Genomic DNA, 14,670 nt, shown 5'->3' with positions numbered 1-14,670 from the left:
GATGGAAAGGCATCGGCCTCGCCAAACCCCTCGACCTTGAACCAAATTCCCTCCAGCAGAACGACTCTAAATAGACAAAACTTACTCTAGCGTTACTATCCCGTTATAAGCGAGACTCCACCGATTGCCAGTCGTCGAATTCCGCCCTCCCGCCAATTTGCGGGTTTCTCACAACTTCATACAATTAGATTAAACGCGCCGGTTGAAATTCTTGCGCCAGATTCGAGGTTTCTTGCATCAGAATCCGGCATTCGTGCATGAGAATCGCAAGAAGACGCGCGATATCTGCCTCAGAAACAGCATCCGACCCGGCGAAATTGGCCGATTTCGGCAATTTGGCGGAAAATTAATTGAACGAGCGTTTCTTTAATTTTTTGGTTGGGTGTGCAGGCCAATTTTTACGTGGCGGGTAGGCTTGGCAACACCACCATGTGCGTGGTTCGACAAGCTCACCATGAGGGAGGTGGTTGATTGCAAGTATCCTGAAAGGATGGCGATAGCTCAAACGTGGCGATACCGCAAACGTGTCGATAGCTAAACGTTGGCGATTATCATTGCTGTCAACCCACCTCCCTCATGGTGAGCTTGTCGAACCACGCACAGCTCCACTGCCAATAGAGATTGCGGCGGCGCGGAAAACTTACCTTCCTCGCCGGAACAGAATCTCGCCCTTGCCGGATACGGCGACGTCGCCGCCAAATTTACCCGGCCGCGCCCCGAGCAGTGGCTTGTCCATGATTTTCTCCTGGACGAGAAACCTGTCGAACACGCCCGAAAAAGCGATGTCGGTTTCGCCGCAGTCAACAAAGGTCGGGGCAAGATTTTCCGGGCGGCGGTCGAGGAACAGGGAGCCGCGTTTCATCAGGTAACCGGGCATCGCACCAACGCGGCCGGCGACGACAATCGACCCGGCGATCATGCGGTAGCCGGCATAGTCACCACAACCTTTGAGGATGGCAATGATACCGCGACGCAGTCTCTCACCTGCATAATTTCCGGCCTTGCCGCGAACAATCAGCAAGCCGCCTTCCATGCCGGTGATTTCGCCAGCGAGCGGCCCGCCGAGATAGTCTCCGGCATTGCCCTTGATCTCAAGCCGGCCATCAACCATACCCGAACCCGCGTGGTCGCCGGCGCTACCGTCAATGAGCAGGGAACCGCCGGACATTTTCCTGCCCGCCTCAAGACCGACATTGCCGGTGACGCGAATGGCGCCACCGCTCAACCCGGTACCGACCTTGTCGAAGCGCGCGCTGCCGCCCTCGAAAATGATGCTCTGTGGATCTTTGCCGGTGACCTTGAAGATATCGCCCACCAAGGCGGGATTGCGGGTGGTTCCAACGCGCAGCTTTTCTATCTGTTCATCTGTCAAACCGGCCAGCCCGGCAGGTGTCAGAGCCGACAGGTCGAGGCGTTCTTCCGGTTCGGCACGAAGCGAGAAGGTCAGCGCTTTCATGGAAGCAGATCCTTCAGGTGGTAGTGGAACTTGCCGAGCTTGCCACCATAATTGCCGGCGCTGATCCGAACCGCACCTCGCTTGGGCCCGAGTTCGATGACCGCCTTCAGACCTGCGCGCATGGCAGCCGTCACAGCGTCGTTGTTCTCGCCATCGATGACGATCTCCAGCACTGCATTGACCTCCGGCGTCAGCGCGGAGTTGACGACGCCGCGCAGGGTCGGTGCAAAAGCATCATTGGTCGAAGCCATCATGCCCTTGTATTTGCCGCCGACTTTCGAGCCCGACCGGACGACGCCGCCCGGGAACGGCATAATCGCGCCGGGAACTTTTTCAATGGCGGCAACCGCGCGTTCCGCTGCGCGCAGGGCCTTGGCATTGTCGGCAGCAAGGAGCAGAAGATTACCACCGCCGACGGCAAGCTTGGTCAGCCCCGTCGTCGCCTCGCACAGGAACTCGCCGTCCATCACCGGCACGCGCCAATAGTGCTTGCCGCCAAATTTCTTCGATATCTGCCAGCCATCGCCGAAGTAACGCAGCGCGTTGCCGAGATCGAGCGGCGCCGTTCCTTCAAGATCGGCAAAGCAGGCGCTGCCGGGCGATGTCAGCACACATTGCCCGAGGCGGTTCTTCAACTGCTTCTGCAATTCGTCCGTGCCCATCGCGAAAATCATCACACGACAACCCGGCCGGCCATCCGGGGTTTTCGATGCCGGCAGATCCCTGTCGATGGCCGCCTCGCAGCCGCAACCGATGACCGAAGTTGCATAGCCAGTCATGGTGATAGCGGCCTGCCGCGCCCATTTCAGCGTCGGCGCCGTGATGATGATCGCAGTGGCGCGCATGCCGAAAGCTTCGGCAAAAGTATCATCGATAACGACGCCATTGCGGTTCAGCTGATGCATCCCGTTCATCAAATCACCTCCGCAAATGGGTCCGGACGCTGGATCGCGGAATCCGGGAAGGTGAACCAGTCGAGCGAAAGCCCGTAGCGCTCTTCGTGGTAGGCTTGCATGCGCTTGACCATCGCCTTGTCCGGCGGCGGATTGAGCCGCAGGGTCTTGCCCCAGCGATAGTGGGTTACCTTGCCGTTCTTGACGACGAGATCGCCATTCTTGAAAACCAGCGCCGCCTCGCGGAACATTTTTGCGATGTCCCTGCCCTTGCGATAGACCGCGACATCGGCGATGGCCCCTGCCCCGAGATGACCGCGATCCTTGAGGCCGAGGAGCCTGGCGGGTGCTGCACGGGTCATGATGGCGATCTCTTCCAACGTGTATTCGCGTCGCACCGAGGCGAGTGTCGTCAGCCCGAGCGCCGTTGCATTGAGCTCCGTGGATTTCGCATCGCGGGCATTGCTGCTCATCAAAAGTTCGAAGAGTTCCGGATAGGCGGTGAAAGGCGCGCCGTTCGGGTGATCGGTGGTGAAGTATACGCGCCATGGGTCGGTGATGAGCAGGAAAAGCTCGAGGCCGACGGCCCATTGCAGCGAGCCGTAATAGTCCTGTTTATAGCGATAGGGCACAATGCCGCCGCCGCCATTGCCGTCGCCATCCAGAATGACGGTCTTTTTCGGGCTGGCATTGCCGATGGCGGAAAACTGCCGCATCACGTCCGATGAGATGGTGACCGTCTGGCCGAACATCACCTGGCCGATATCTATGGTCACATCAGGGTTGGCATTGACAGCTTCCGCCAGGCGCGCCGCCTCGGACGAGAATTTGCGCTTGCCCTCGGTGCCATAGCCATAGAACTGGAGATGGGCGAGATGCAGCGGCACACCTTCCGTGGCAGCGATTGTCGCGGCAGCCGTATCGGCGCTGCCGGCAATGCCGAGATTATTGGCGTGCACATGCAGGGGATGCGGAACGCCGAGCCGCGTCACCGATGCCTGCAGCGACTTGACGATCTTGCGCGAGCTGACGCCATATTCCGGCACGGTATCATCGAGCGAAAACGAGCGGACATTCTCCTTGAAGGCGGCCGCCGCGCCGGCATTGATGACCTTTACGCCGAGGGCGCGGGTCGAGCCGATGACCCAGGCGACATAATCATCGAGCATCGCCGAGGACTTGCCATTGCGAAGGAGCGACAGGGTAAAATCATCATTGCCGAGGATGGCGAGCGTCGCCTTGTCGATGATCGGGATGTCGGCGAGTTCGAGATGCGTATGCAGTGCCGTGTACGGCGCCATCGCTGGTTCGACAACGGTTGTGAAGCCCATCTGCGCGTAGAGCGTGCCGGTCTGGAAGGTCGACCAGCCGGCGTTCGACAGTGGCGTATTGGCCGGGCGCGGCTGGTGCGCGCGGTGATGCTCGGGCAGGAGCAAGCGCGCCGTATTCACATTGCCGCCGCCAATATGCGAATGGATATCGATGGCTCCAGCCATGACGATGCAGCCGGAGACGTCGTGCGTCTCATCCGCCGTCGCGCCCTTCGGCGCATCGACAAGCAGGCCGTCCCTGATCCAGACGTCGCGCTTTGTGGTTGCGCCGTTGACGGGGTCGACGACCTCTCCGCCGGTAAGATGGATCAGCATGGCAGCGCCTTTCGACCAGGCAATGCTTCGGCCAACTGGTTGATGATGCTCGAGACGCTCGGCAGTTGCGAAGGCTGGGCGGCCTGCACCGCCCTGAATGTGCCGGTCCGGCTCGAGTAGGAAACGCCATCATGATCGATGCCTGCCTTGCCGACCGAAATCGTGATTTTGGCACCCACCGTTGGGACATTCGTTTTGCTCAGCGATATCAGCGGTATCTTTCCCCCACGGGGGGGAGTTTCACCGCCCCTCGTCGACATCCAGACATGAAGGTCCGCTTCCTTGTCGCGGATCATGCGCTGGATGTCCCATCGCCCGGGGTCATAGCTTGGGAGGCTATTCGAGAAACCTGTTCGGGGTGGAAAGCCCGTCATCCATAGCGAGGTGAGCGCGGTGCCCCACGCGTCGTCATCGGCGGGCAGAAACACGCTGCTGGCGCGGCCGGTCTTGTTCAAGTCGGCAATCAGGCCCTGCAGCATGACGAGGCCGGCCGTTTCGCCCGACCTACCCGAGAAGACGAAAACCGGGAATTGTGCCGTGGTCAGGGCCTTCTTGAAACGTTCGATATTGGTCAGGGAGGCAGCGATGCGCTGGCCCTGCAACGCGGCGCGAAGCACGCCAAGCGCGGCAGGAAGGGACAGAACCTCTCCGCGCAGTGATATCGCTTTCAACTTGCGGGCGAGCTTGCCAGCTTCGGCCGTTTCGGTTCCATCGATATGGAACCAGCTGCGCTTGTGCTTGTCGCCAAGATCCGGCTGCGAATCCGCCCAGGCCTGCAGGAGTTCGTGATGGGCCGAAGGGATTTCGCCGACGATGACGATCAGGCTCGAACGGCGGCGCGCTTCTCCCGGCGTCGTGAACATGCCGCCGTGATCGGTGAACAACGCAACCTCTTTGGCAAGGACATCACCCGCGGCATGATCGTAAGCGCCGCCTAACCTTTCGGCGAGCGCTATGGCACTGCGCGTACCATGCACATCCGCATCAAGGGTGAAAACTGGACAGCGGCTGGACGCCAGAAGCTTTGCAGCATTCCGAACAGCATCCGTCAAAGGTACCGGCTGGCTGCCAATCCATGCAACCGACATATTCCGCAACTTTCTGGTGCCTGCCTAAACTTAGCTACCTTTTTTTCGAATGTGAACCCTGTTATCGCAACCCATTCACATTAAAAATCACGTTCCAAGAACGTGATTAATCGCCAACGCCTTTCCCTCCCCCTTGTGGGGAGGGAGGCTGCGGAGCAGCAGGGAGGGGTCTTTTCGACATAAGCAAGAAAGACCCCTCCCGTCGCTTCGCTCGCCCTCCCCACAAGGGGGAGGGTAAGGCGGAGAGGTCCCGCATCAACGACAACTCAATCGTCGTACTTAACGTAGGCGAAGCGCTGGTCGGTTTGCGGCGTTCCTTCCAGCGATCCCGCCTCCTTGCCCGGTTGCCAGTGAACGACACTCTCGATTTTTTTGGCGAGCTCGAAATCCTTGTCGGTGATGCCCTTGGCGGCGTGGTTCTGCAACAGGACCTCGACCCATGCGTAGGAGGCCTTCAAATCCGGATGATGCCAGGCGGCTTCGGCGAGGTGGCCAACGGTGTTGATCACCATCAGGGTCGACTTCCAGCCATGGGTCTTGTACTTGCGGCGAATCCAGCCGTTCTCATAGCGCCAGTGCGGCAAATCCGCCTTGAGCTTTTCGTTGATTTCGCTTTCGGAATATACCTTTTCCTTGGGCTTCTTCTCGTCGGTCATGGCCGATAATCCACTTCTTGATTGATGATGCTTGCACCTCGGTCGAAAGACGATATCATAGTGCAGGGCCCGATTTTTGAGATTGTGTAAAGAATAGCAAATGTCGGAATCCGTCACCATTAAAGTCCCGGCGCGCCTTCATCTCGGCTTTCTCGATATACCGCGTTCTGGCACCGACCGCTTCGGCAGCGTCGGCTTGCCTGTGCAGGATATCGCGACAGTCCTGACGATTTCCCGTTCGACCGAGACACAGGTTCATGGCGACGAACAGGCGCGCATCGAACAGCATGTGGCGACTTTGTGCAATCATCTCGGCATCAAGGCGCAACACCGGATCAATGTGCAGCGAGCGATCCCGCGGCATGTAGGCCTGGGTTCGGGCACTCAGATCGCGCTGGCTGTCGCAGCTGCTATCCGCACGCTGCATGGTCTGCCGCTCGACGCCGTCAACGACGCCGTCCTGCTCGGACGCGGCTCCCGCTCCGGCATCGGTATTGCTGCATTCGAAGAAGGTGGTGTGATCATCGATGCGGGAAAAGGCGCTGGCAGCGCGGCGCCCACTGTTATTTCGCGCATACCGTTTCCTGAAGCCTGGCGCATCATCCTCGTCTTCGATGCCTCTACGCAAGGCATCCATGGCGACGCCGAGATCGAAGCCTTCCGGACACTACCGCCGTTCCCGGTCGAAACCTCGTCTTCGATCTGCCGCCATGTGCTGATGGGTATCATGCCGGCGCTGATCGAGCAGGATCTCCCATCATTCGGCCGCGCTGTGGAAGCGATACAGGCCGAGATCGGCAACTATTTTGCACCGGCGCAGGGCGGCGTCTTCACCAGCAAGCATGTCGAAGCCGCCATACGGCAGCTGGCACAGGCGGGTGCTGTTGGCATCGGCCAGAGCTCATGGGGACCGACGGGTTTCGCCTTTGCCGCCTCGCAGACGGAGGCGACGCGCATTGTCGATGCGATCGGCGGGCGGTCGCCCGGCACCACCATCCAGATCGTTGCGGGCAGGAACGCGGGTGCGGATATCACGCACACCACATTAAACTTCGCAACAGCTTAAGTTCAGGGCCAATTATCAACAAGGAGCGGAAACAGTGAGCCGCAAAACCATCCTTCACATGCTGACACCACTTCGGCAAATGAGCCCGTTCGACGTCAATATGGCGCTCGATGCAGGCTACGACGCCGTAGTCCCCTATACGGATGTCACCCTTGCGGATGTCGGCAATCTCGTCCAGGACGCGATTTTTTCGCGCCCGCCGGATGCGGGTGTTGCGACAGGCATCTTCCTTGCGGGCAAGGATGCGCCGACGGCGCTCGACATGCTCGATGCGGCGAAGAAAGCCATGGTGCCGCCCTTTGAAATATCGGTTTTCGCCGATCCGGCAGGCTCGTTCACCACGGCGGCGGCGATGGTCGCCAAGGTCGAAAAGGCGCTGATAAAGCACCATGACCGCGAATTGAACGGAACCTCGGTGGCAGTCTTCGGCGCAACGGGTGTCGTCGGTTACTGCACAGCGGTCATCGCGGCCGAACAGGGTGCGCGGGTGACGATCGTGGGTCACGATGGCATTGAGCGCGTGCAGGAAATTGCGGCGTCGATCAAGCAACGGTTCGGCGTAACAGTCGAGCCTGCCGACGGCTCGACGGAAGCCAAAAAGGCTGCAATCGTCGAGGATACGGAAGTCGTGCTGGCGGCGGCAAAGGCCGGCATTCAGGTGATTTCGCGGGCGCAGCTCGGCTCTGCGGGCGGGCTTCTCGTCGCCGCTGATGTGAATGCCGTCCCGCCGGCGGGTATCGAGGGCTTGAAAGTCAATGCCAATGGCGAGCCGCTTGATGCGACACAGGCTGTCGGCATTGGTCCACTCTCCATCGGCAACGTCAAATACAAGACGCAAGCCGGTTTGTTTGAACAGATGATCAAGGCGAAAAAGCCGGTTATCTTTGATTTTCGGGATGCATTCACCCTTGCTCGCGACCTCGCCAAATAATCCCGCGATCCTGATCGCCGCGATTTCCGGACGCTCTCTCGCAGCGGCGGCGCGGCGCGCCGGTTTCCGGCCACTGGTCGCCGACCTTTTCAACGATGCCGATACGCTGGCACTGGCGGAGCGCGCATTGAAACTTTCCGGCAGCCTGCAGAGCGGGATCGACGAGGAGCGGATCACCCGGGCGCTGGCTGAACTTGCAGGCGACGACCAGCCGGTGGCTGTGATCTATGGCTCAGGCTTCGAGCGCAGACCGGAGATGATCGAGGCGATTTCACGCCAGTTCCAGATCGCCGGCAATACTGCAGAAACGGTCCGCCTGGTGAAGGATCCGTCCGCTCTGGCGCGGCTATGTTCCGAGCTCTCGATACCGCATCCCGATATTCGCTTCGATGCGCCGGAACATCCGCAAGACTGGCTGACCAAGCTCGCCGGCGGTGCCGGTGGGTCGCATGTGAAGCCCGCCAATGGTAATGCGTCCGGACACGAGCATTATTTCCAGCGCTTCATTCCGGGCAGGAACCTTTCCGCGCTCTTTCTCGCCGACAGGCAGGAGGCGCACATTGTGGGCTTCAGCCGGCAATGGTCGTCGCCTTCGGAACACACGCCATTTCGTTATGGCGGTGCGGTGCGACTGCGGCGCTACGACAAGAACAAGGCAGCCCGGATCGAGGAATGGCTGACGGCTTTGACCAAGCGCACCGGCCTTGCCGGCCTCAACAGCGCCGATTTCATCGATGGTGATGCCGGCCTGCATCTGATCGAGATCAATCCGCGCCCCGGCGCGACACTTGATATTTTCGATAGCGACCAGACCCCGCTGCTGCGCGAACACTTACGCGCCGTCATGGGATCCAACATAACCTTGCCCGCCTATAAGGGCTCTACCGCTTCGGCGATCGCCTACACGGCGAAAGCAATCAGCGCCTTTCCGAAAATCGATTGGCCGGCGCTGACCGCGGATCATCAGATGTCAGGAACAACACTTGAAGCAGGCGACCCTGTCTGCACGGTTTTTGCCACGGCTCCCTCCGCTGCAGCAGCGATGCGCGCCGTGAAGAGCCGCGTCAAGGAGCTCGCGGTTAACTGGAGGGGGGATTTTCCATGAGGGACGGTCATGCCTATCTGAACAGAAACGCGCAACGCATAGCCGACAGCATGATCGAGGATGCGGACCGGCTCGGTGTCAGTCACAGTCGCGGAAGCCTTGGCGAGCATTTGATCGATGCGGGCGCGAACAGTCCAGGCGGCATTGAAGCCGCCCTGCGTATTGTCGAAATCTGCCTCGGCGGGCTTGGGACTGTGTCGGCAGGGCTGAGTTCGGGCAAGTGGCCCTATTCGGTCGATGTCCGCTCGTCGCAACCGGTTCTCGCCTGCCTCGCCAGTCAGTATGCCGGGTGGAATCTCTCGCACGAAAAGTACTTCGCCATGGGTTCCGGTCCCGTGCGTGCGCTGGCACGGGTGGAGCCGCTGTTCGAGGAAATCGCCTACCGCGAACCCAAGGCTGACTCGTCCGTGATCGTGCTTGAGACCTCGACACCGCCGCCCGCTGCAATCATCGAGAAAGTGTCGAAGGCGACAGGGCTTGCCCCTGACAGGCTGACTTTCATCTATGCTCCGACGCAAAGCCTGACGGGCGCAGTGCAGATTGTCGGGCGCGTGCTCGAAGTCGCGCTGCACAAGGCACACGACCTCAAATTCCCGCTGGCTGACATTGTCGACGGTGCAGGCCGCGCGCCGATCCCCGCGCCGCATCCTGACTTCCTGCAGGCCATGGGCCGGACCAATGATGCCATCATCTACGGCGGAACCGTCCAGCTTTTCGTGAAGGGCAGCGCCGAAGCGGCGCGCAACCTGGCGGAGCAATTGCCGAGCCATACGTCTCGCGACCATGGCCAGCCATTTGCCGATATTTTCAAGAAGTTCAAAGGGGATTTCTATGCCATCGATCCGCGTCTGTTCAGCCCCGCCGAGGTGATCGTTACAGCGATCGAAACCGGTGATACGTTCCGTCACGGCGGAATTCACGACGCGATGCTGGAACAGTCCCTGGGCTGAGTCATCGCAACGACTTTCACCACGGACACTGAGACGCAGACATGACAGATACGATACTGATCCTTTCGGACCGGCCCGACCGCCAGGTGAAACAGCTGCGCGCCTCGCTGCGAAGGCTCGGGTTCAATGTCCTGGCGCTGCCGCTGGTGGATATCGGCTTCGACAGCCGCTATCCCTCCGGCATTGCGATCCCGCGGATGAACGGCGCCCTGCCCGCAGCAGTGATCGTGCGGTCGATTTCCTCGGGCACATTCGAGGCTATTACGCGCCGTCTCGGCATCCTGCATGCTTTTGCGCATCTTGGTGTTCCGGTATGGAACTCGGCCAAGGCCATCGAGCGCTGCGTCGATAAATCCACCACCACGTTCCTGCTGGCACAGGCAGGATTGCCGACACCGGAAACCTTTGCGGTGGAAAGCGTTGCGAATGCCCGGCTGGTTGCCGAACGTGAGCTCGTGCACGGTCCACTGGTGCTGAAGCCGTTGTTCGGCTCTCAAGGGAAAGGCATTCGCCTGATCCGCAGCATCGAGGACCTGCCGGAGCCGGAAGAAGTCGATGATGTCTATTATCTGCAGCGTTTCGTGGCGCGCCCCGGGCCCCCTTATTGCGACTATCGCGTTTTCACCTGTGATGGCGAAGTGTTGGGCATGATGGCGCGCCGCGCCGAAGGCTGGATCACCAATATTGCCAAAGGAGCGAAGGCGGAGGCTGTCGAGGGGCCGTTGCGTGCCAAGCTGGAAAGTCTCGCGCTCGCGGCTTCCGCAGCCATCGGCGCCGATTTCGCCGGTATAGACATTATCCCGGCGGCTGACGGCAAACTGCTTGTCCTCGAGGTCAACAGCATGCCGGCCTGGACCGGTTTGCAATCCGTCGTACCCGTGCGCATTGCCGATTGCATCGCCAATGCTCTGGCGGCTTGGATCGAGGACGAACTCGACGAGAGACCGGCGGCGTGACCGCGACGCGCGAGCAGATAAGGCGTGCCTATATCGACGCCTGTTATCAGGAGATCGACGCACTGAAACCCGGTAATGTGCATCGTTTTGCCGACGGCCATCGCATGAGTGCCGAGCAGTTTTTCGAAAGCGCGCAGGCTTCATCGCAGGCGGTGACAGACCCTGCCCTTTCCACCGGACAGCGCATTCTGGCGGCCGTCAGGGAGACGCGCCGCAAGGTCGGAACCAATACCAATCTCGGCATCCTGCTTTTATGTGTTCCCTTGGCCAAAGCAGCGGCAAATGGTGGGGAAGACCTGCAAGGCGGCCTCGTCACGATCCTTCAAAAACTGGACGTCGAGGATGCGCGCGATGTCTTTTCGGCGATCATGCTGGCGCAGCCCGGTGGCCTCGGCTCCGCGCCCAAACATGATGTATCGACCGTCCCGGAGGTGTCACTGCTGGAAGCGATGGGGGAAGCCGCGGACCGCGACATGATTGCGCGGCAATATGTCACCGGATTTGCCGATATTTTTGACGGCGGGCTCAAGGCTTACGAAGCCGCGGCGAAACGCGGCGAGCGCGAGATGTGGCCAGCCGTTTTTACCTATCTGTTTTTCCTTTCGGCATTTCCAGACAGCCATATTGTCCGCAAGCACGGCAGTGCAATTGCCGGAAAAACGCAAAAGCAAGCGCAACAAATTCTGACGCGCGTCGAAGTCCTCGACGATGGAAAAGAGCGCGAAAAATTGCTTCTTGCTTTCGACGCCCAATTGAAAGCCGACAACATCAATCCCGGAACCTCCGCAGACCTGACAGTCGCGACGCTTTTTGCATTTGGACTCAACTCTCTCTTGCATAATGGCGAGGTAAATGCTTGAATTTCCCCAGCGGATTTCGTCCGCTGCTATCTGGCCAACCGACCCCGCTCGAAGGGTGCTGTGAACAAGGATAGCTGTCCATCGAGAGTCGTGTCTCGAGGTACGGCGTCTTTGGACAAACCATTGGGAAAACGGTTTAGGAGGAAATTGGCCGTGGCAAAAATCAATAAGGTTATGGTTGGCGAATCGCTGATTGGCGATGGAAATGAAGTCGCGCACATCGATCTTCTGATCGGACCGCGTGGCAGCGCTGTCGAGACGGCATTCTGCAATGCACTGACGAACAACAAGGACGGGTTCACCTCCCTTCTTGCGGTTATTGCGCCGAATATGGCGTGCAAGCCGAATACGATATTGTTCAACAAGGTTACGATCAAGGGCGCCAAACAGGCGGTCCAGATGTTCGGACCTGCGCAGCATGCAGTGGCTAAAGCGGTTCAGGACAGTGTTGCCGATGGCACCATTCCAGCGGACGAGGCTGATGATCTGTTCATCTGCGTCGGCGTCTTCATTCATTGGGAAGCTGAAGACGACGCGAAGATCCAGGACTTCAATTATCGTGCAACCAAGGAAGCGCTTCAGCGCGCAGTGACGGGCAAGCCGACTGCCGCCGAAGCAACCGCGCAGCGCGATTCAGTCAAGCATCCATTCAGCGCTTAGACACGAGACAACCCCGCACAGAGCAAACCCTCTGTGGAACCGGAGGGTCTGTTGCGCCGGTTGGCAAAAAGTCTGGGCTTCTAGACATGAAGAAGGGGGACACCCCCTTCTTCCACTGCCTCATCCCTGATTTTCATCCCGCATCAGAGACGAGATCGCCTCGGGTGCCAGCGCACCGCTATGCAGCGCCGTTGCCACAAGTGCAGCCGAGATGCCGATAGCTTGCAACTGCTCGAGATCATGCACGTTGCGTACGCCACCAGCGGCAATCACCGCACGATGTCCGGCACGGCGCTTGATCTCTGTCAGCCGCTCGAAATCGGGACCAGAATTGGCCCCGATGCGGCCAAGCGTCATGACGATGATGCGCGATGGCCAGTTGCTGGCGTTTTCAAGAATTGATCGGGGACCAAGGAACGCGTCGCCCCGGAAATCCAGCGAGAGAACGAGACGCGGGTTGGAGTGGCAGGCCTCCAGCAACGATGGATCAATTTGGGATTCGGAGCCTAGGACGGGCCAGATGCCATCTGTCGCGAGAGCGATTTCCAGTTGCTCCCGATCATTAAAACCGGCGTCTAGCCAGATATCAGCGTTCGACAATAATGGCTGCAATTTGTCCAGAGAACTTACCCGGCGGCGCTCTATCGCATCGAGATCGGCGACATAGAAAGCCGAAAAGGGATAGATTTTGCGCAAGCCCGCAGCGACATCGAGTATATCGGCGGTTGGGCTGAGCGGGGTTTCGATGGGCCGGTAGGAATCGCGATCGCCCAAGCGCGCGCGCACCACGAGACCATCTTTTATGTCGAGTACCGGAATGATATGCACGAGTCGCACCTGAGGATAAGAGAACTCATGAAATCCCGATTTGCCAACGAAGGAAAGACCCTAATTACCGGTTGGGATATCGGCGGCGCTCATCTCAAGATGGCGCAGTGCCGGGATGGCGAGATCATCTCGGCAAAAATCTTCAAGACATCGCTCTGGCTCGGGCTGGAGCAGACGCGTGAGGCATTGCGGGAGATCGCTCCGCTGCGGGGCGAAGGCAATATCAATGTCTTCACGATGACTGGCGAGTTGTCCGATACATTCGCCTCGCGCGACGCGGGAATTGCCGGGCTGCTGGACTTCATCGAAACGGAATTCGGCGCCGGGGACACGCTGATCTACGCCGGACGGTCGGGCTTTTGCGATCTCACAGCAGCGCGCAGCCTTGGCAGCGAAATCGCTTCCGCCAACTGGCACGCCACCGCAAGCCTGACTGCGAAGCTGACAGGCACGGGCCTGTTTGTCGACATGGGTTCGACGACGACCGACATTCTAGCGTTCAGGGATGGCGAGCTGGTGAATGACGGATATTCCGATGCCGAGCGGCTCTTGACCGGCGAGCTGGTCTATACGGGGTTTGCCCGTTCCGCGCTTATCGGCATCGCCGCACTGGTACCGGTGCGCGGACACATGACGCCGTTGATGAACGAATATTTCGCCAATACTGCTGATCTCGGCCGCATTCTCGGCACGCTGGACGAGGCGGATGACAAATATCCTTCGGCGGACCGGCTGCCAAAGACCGTCGCGGGTTCCATTCAACGCATAGCGCGGATGGTCGGGCGCGACAGCGGCGATCTTGAAGAGCACGAATGGATCGATATTGCGCGCTGGTTCAGCGAATATCAGCTGCGCATGATCCATGACGGCGCGTTCCGGGTGGCCCGCAAACTGGGTCATGCTGCGCCCGTCATAGGAGCGGGCATCGGACGGCCGCAAATCAGGCAATTGGCGAAACGCATGGATCGCCCTTACATCGATTTCGGTTCGTTGATTCCTGCAACCGAAAAAGCTCGCGACGACGCCAGCAAGGCAGCGCCGGCGGCGGCCGTCGCGTTGCTTGGGTCGATTTATGTAACTAATCAGACTAGCGCTTAGACCTGCGGCACTCTTGTCACGGCCTATTTTATGTAGGACCACTAGGGTCAGATTGGAGCATATCCTGATGAAAGAGATTCAATTGAGGGATGCCAAGGCAACGTTCTCACGTGTCATCGACGATGCAGTTGCCGGGGAAACCGCCGTCATTACACGTAACGGCAAGCGGGCGGCCGTGATCATCAGCTACAGCGAATATGAACGGTTGAGCCGAGTCCCTTCGCTTGGCTGGCTGTTTACCAACTCACCTTTGGAGAGAGGCGATCTGCCGGAACGTAAGCCTGCGAAGGCTTTGCACCGCTCAACGAAAGAGACTTCAGACCGCTCGGTGTCAAGTATCAGAATCCGTTCAGGACGCTCCCGGCCTGGGTCTTGAATCGCGCCCTCTCCGTCATCCTCGGGCTTGACCCGAGGACCTATTGGGATGCTCAAATCTGAGCGCTGAGTTCTTATTTGTTCAGAAAGTATGGGTCCTCG

At 59.3% G+C, this 14,670-nt stretch carries 15 protein-coding genes; 9 read left to right on the top strand and 6 right to left on the bottom strand.

Translation table 11 applies throughout. The features are described from left to right. Window positions 1–640 precede the first annotated feature (640 nt). From LB462_RS05425 to LB462_RS05405, 5 genes are all read right to left on the bottom strand, one after another. The gene (locus tag LB462_RS05425) at window positions 641–1,456 is read right to left on the bottom strand and encodes a formylmethanofuran dehydrogenase subunit C (RefSeq protein WP_224506323.1); all 816 of its coding nucleotides are present in this window, start codon (window positions 1,454–1,456) and stop codon (window positions 641–643) included. Further along, a complete protein-coding gene (fhcD, locus tag LB462_RS05420; RefSeq protein WP_224506378.1) occupies window positions 1,453–2,361 on the bottom strand; it encodes a formylmethanofuran--tetrahydromethanopterin N-formyltransferase in 909 nt (302 codons plus the stop codon). Before fhcD ends, LB462_RS05425 begins: the two co-directional genes overlap by 4 nt. Before the next feature lie 8 nt (window positions 2,362–2,369). After that, window positions 2,370–3,995, bottom strand: a complete 1,626-nt coding sequence (locus LB462_RS05415; RefSeq protein ID WP_224506322.1) for a formylmethanofuran dehydrogenase subunit A — start codon at window positions 3,993–3,995, stop codon at window positions 2,370–2,372. Next, window positions 3,989–5,083 carry a molybdopterin-binding domain-containing protein gene (locus LB462_RS05410; RefSeq protein ID WP_224506321.1) on the bottom strand — a complete coding sequence of 365 codons (1,095 nt, stop codon included), beginning with the start codon at window positions 5,081–5,083 and terminating at the stop codon, window positions 3,989–3,991. Before LB462_RS05410 ends, LB462_RS05415 begins: the two co-directional genes overlap by 7 nt. 266 nt (window positions 5,084–5,349) lie before the next feature. Next, entirely contained in the window at window positions 5,350–5,739 is a 390-nt protein-coding gene (locus LB462_RS05405) for a 4a-hydroxytetrahydrobiopterin dehydratase (protein WP_114431955.1), read from the bottom strand. Window positions 5,740–5,839: 100 nt separating this feature from the next. On the opposite strand from LB462_RS05405, the gene LB462_RS05400 reads away from it, so the two are divergent. The 7 genes from LB462_RS05400 to fae all read left to right on the top strand — a co-directional run bounded on the left by LB462_RS05400 (window position 5,840) and on the right by fae (window position 12,267). Beyond that, complete coding sequence (locus tag LB462_RS05400; RefSeq protein ID WP_224506320.1) at window positions 5,840–6,805, top strand: beta-ribofuranosylaminobenzene 5'-phosphate synthase family protein; 966 nt, start codon at window positions 5,840–5,842, stop codon at window positions 6,803–6,805. Window positions 6,806–6,839: 34 nt separating this feature from the next. Then, window positions 6,840–7,736 carry an NAD(P)-dependent methylenetetrahydromethanopterin dehydrogenase gene (locus LB462_RS05395; RefSeq protein WP_370637071.1) on the top strand — a complete coding sequence of 299 codons (897 nt, stop codon included), beginning with the start codon at window positions 6,840–6,842 and terminating at the stop codon, window positions 7,734–7,736. Continuing rightward, window positions 7,702–8,841: an ATP-grasp domain-containing protein gene (locus tag LB462_RS05390; RefSeq protein WP_224506319.1), complete on the top strand. Its 1,140-nt coding sequence runs from the start codon at window positions 7,702–7,704 to the stop codon at window positions 8,839–8,841. Before LB462_RS05395 ends, LB462_RS05390 begins: the two co-directional genes overlap by 35 nt. Continuing rightward, a complete protein-coding gene (gene mch / locus LB462_RS05385; protein WP_224506318.1) occupies window positions 8,838–9,791 on the top strand; it encodes a methenyltetrahydromethanopterin cyclohydrolase in 954 nt (317 codons plus the stop codon). Before LB462_RS05390 ends, mch begins: the two co-directional genes overlap by 4 nt. Window positions 9,792–9,832: 41 nt before the next feature. Further along, complete coding sequence (locus tag LB462_RS05380) at window positions 9,833–10,747, top strand: ATP-grasp domain-containing protein (protein ID WP_224506317.1); 915 nt, start codon at window positions 9,833–9,835, stop codon at window positions 10,745–10,747. Continuing rightward, window positions 10,744–11,607 (top strand): triphosphoribosyl-dephospho-CoA synthase, encoded by an 864-nt coding sequence (locus tag LB462_RS05375; RefSeq protein ID WP_224506316.1) that lies wholly within the window; start codon window positions 10,744–10,746, stop codon window positions 11,605–11,607. The genes LB462_RS05380 and LB462_RS05375 overlap by 4 nt, the downstream gene beginning before the upstream one ends. A 153-nt stretch (window positions 11,608–11,760) precedes the next feature. Then, entirely contained in the window at window positions 11,761–12,267 is a 507-nt protein-coding gene (gene fae, locus LB462_RS05370) for a formaldehyde-activating enzyme (RefSeq protein WP_112529174.1), read from the top strand. 120 nt (window positions 12,268–12,387) lie between these two features. Here the strand turns inward: fae and LB462_RS05365 are convergent, their stop codons facing one another. Further along, complete coding sequence (locus LB462_RS05365; RefSeq protein ID WP_224506315.1) at window positions 12,388–13,095, bottom strand: HisA/HisF-related TIM barrel protein; 708 nt, start codon at window positions 13,093–13,095, stop codon at window positions 12,388–12,390. Window positions 13,096–13,122: 27 nt separating this feature from the next. Here LB462_RS05365 and LB462_RS05360 point away from each other — a divergent pair, with 27 nt between their 5' ends. Together LB462_RS05360 and LB462_RS05355 are read left to right on the top strand one after the other, a co-directional pair. Beyond that, a complete protein-coding gene (locus LB462_RS05360) occupies window positions 13,123–14,193 on the top strand; it encodes a hydantoinase/oxoprolinase family protein (protein WP_224506314.1) in 1,071 nt (356 codons plus the stop codon). Window positions 14,194–14,260: 67 nt separating this feature from the next. Next, window positions 14,261–14,569, top strand: coding sequence for a type II toxin-antitoxin system Phd/YefM family antitoxin (locus tag LB462_RS05355; protein ID WP_370637070.1), 309 nt, complete (start codon window positions 14,261–14,263; stop codon window positions 14,567–14,569). The last annotated feature ends 101 nt before the right edge of the window (window positions 14,570–14,670 follow it).

This window comes from Phyllobacterium chamaecytisi, from assembly GCF_020164455.1.
Lineage (GTDB): Bacteria > Pseudomonadota > Alphaproteobacteria > Rhizobiales > Rhizobiaceae > Phyllobacterium > Phyllobacterium chamaecytisi.
The sequence above is the reverse complement of the archived record's forward strand: the minus strand, read 5'-3'. Positions and strand labels throughout refer to the sequence as shown.